General features: G+C 63.5%; 2 protein-coding genes. One reads left to right on the forward strand and one right to left on the reverse strand.

Going from position 1 to position 2,035, the window contains the following annotated elements:
* Nucleotides 1-6: 6 nt before the first annotated feature.
* On the reverse strand, nucleotides 7-1,044 hold the full coding sequence (locus BN1233_RS42505; protein ID WP_197094694.1) for a DUF6635 family protein: 1,038 nt from the start codon (nucleotides 1,042-1,044) through the stop codon (nucleotides 7-9).
* 176 nt (nucleotides 1,045-1,220) lie between these two features.
* Between BN1233_RS42505 and BN1233_RS42510 the strand changes: the two genes are divergently transcribed.
* On the forward strand, nucleotides 1,221-2,035 hold an 815-nt coding region (locus tag BN1233_RS42510), incomplete at its 3' end, for an alpha/beta hydrolase (protein WP_048710852.1).

Genomic DNA, 2,035 nt, shown 5'->3' on the forward strand with positions numbered 1-2,035 from the left:
CAACCGCTACCCCCGTGCAATCCGATAGGCGCTACCGAGAAGGTCGAGAACATCCAACAGCCGGGCCACGTACTGGTCGCGCGTCACAAACCCGGATTCCCCATGCCCATCGCAAAATTGGTGCTCAAGGGCATCGATGAGCCGGAGCAGGCGGCGATGGTGCACGCCCAGGGCCCGCTGGACCGGATCGGCGATGATCCCAGCGAAAGCGGCGGCCACGGAGCTGACCGCCAGCAGGCTCGAGGTCACGCCTGCGACCAGCACGGGGGAGGCAGCCGCCGGGAAGGCGCCATACCACAGGCTCCCCAAGGTGGCTCCGAGCGGAAAGGAGGCGATCGCCGCCTGCTGGGCCATGGCCGCCGCGAGGGCCGGACCGAGCGAGAGGATGCCCGGCGTGGCCTGTTTGACCGCGACACTCCCTGTGCCGAGCGTGATCAGGGCCGTCGTGACCTCCGCGGCGGCCGAGCGCGTATCTGTGTAGGTGGCCAGCGTTTCTTCGAGCTGTTGCCGGAATCCCGGATCGTCAGCCCGCCGTCCGATCGCTTGCAGGGTTTCGTGAATCGAGCTCTGGAGGTCCGGAGCCGAGAGGATCGTCTCGGACAGGGCGTCCTTGCGGGATTCCCGCTCGCCCTGCCGAAGCGGCAGCTCGAGAAGCTCGGTCATCATGAGCCATTCGATCTCGCGACCCACCGCTGTCTCGAGCAATAACTTGCGGGAGCCCAAGGCGTCCGCGGCTCCTCTGGCCCCAAGCGCCTGCGCCCCGGCAGCGGCTGCCCGCAGTGCCAGGCTCGGCACAGCCAGGGCGATGTTGGCCGGCGCCTTCAGCATGTCCCAGCCGATCGCTTTCCGGTGAATGGCCGCCGATCCCTTGAGCGAGAAGTGGCGGTCGACGAACTCCTCCACCCGTGCCCGGCGGCTCTCGAAATACCGGTGGGCAGCCTCGGTCACGAGCCGCTGCGCGTCGGCTTCCGTGAACCTGTCGCCTACCTCAGGGTTTCTCGACTGCCTGTGCTCCATGGAGCGGACGCCAGTTGAGTGAATCAACTTTACTCCTGAACGTCGTGGGCACGTCCAAGTTGCTGAGCGATACATGGCATGAAAGCGGAGCATTTATTCAGAAGACGGCTCCCGTTTCAGGCTCTCGTTCCGACACGCCACGTCGCCTTGCGCCCATAACCCGGCACACGTAGCTTTCTGCTCGATTCACAAGGGAGGATGTGGTGCGCCTGAAAAGTCTGTTTTTTGCCCTCGCTCTGTTGCTGCCGATCGCCGCAGAAGCGCAGATGTCTACGATGCCGGAGCCGTTGCAAAAGCGCCTGGAGGAGATCGGTCCCGGGTGGGGGAAGGACATCCGCGGCAATGTTGCGATCACCCAGGAGCTCTACACACCGCTTCTGCGCGCAGCACCAAGGGACGTGGTCGCGATCACCCGCGATCTCTCATATGGTCCTGATCCGCGCCATAAGCTCGATGTCTTCAAACCAGCCAATCCCGGAAACGGGACAGTCGTGGTGTTTCTCCACGGCGGCGCCTACGTAGCAGGGGACCGCACCGTCAACGAGGAAATCTACGGAAATGTTCCTCTCTACTTCGCGCGGAAGGGGATCGTCGGTGTCAATGCCACCTACCGGCTCGCGCCTTCTGCAACCTGGCCTGCCGCCGCCGAGGACGTGAGGAGCCTGGTGCAGTGGCTCAAGGAGAACATCGCCCAATATGGCGGCGATCCGAACCGGATCTACCTGATCGGGCATTCGGCTGGCGCGACCCATGTCGCGACATACCTGTTTCACGACAAGATCCGTCCGGCGGAAGGAGCCGGAGTTGCGGGCGCGGTGCTGATGAGCGGGCGGTATCACTTCGATCCGAGCCCCTCTGATCCCAATTTGAAGAACTTCCAGGCGTATTTCGGAACCGATGCCTCGCGCTATTCCGACATGTCGCCGATTACGCACGTCGGCAACGCCCCAAAGGTGCCGCTCTTTCTCGTCATTGCCGAATACGACAATCCGGATCTTGATACACAGGGTGCGCTGCT

The organism is Microvirga massiliensis (assembly GCF_001006805.1).
In the GTDB taxonomy this organism is placed as follows: Bacteria; Pseudomonadota; Alphaproteobacteria; order Rhizobiales; family Beijerinckiaceae; genus Microvirga; species Microvirga massiliensis.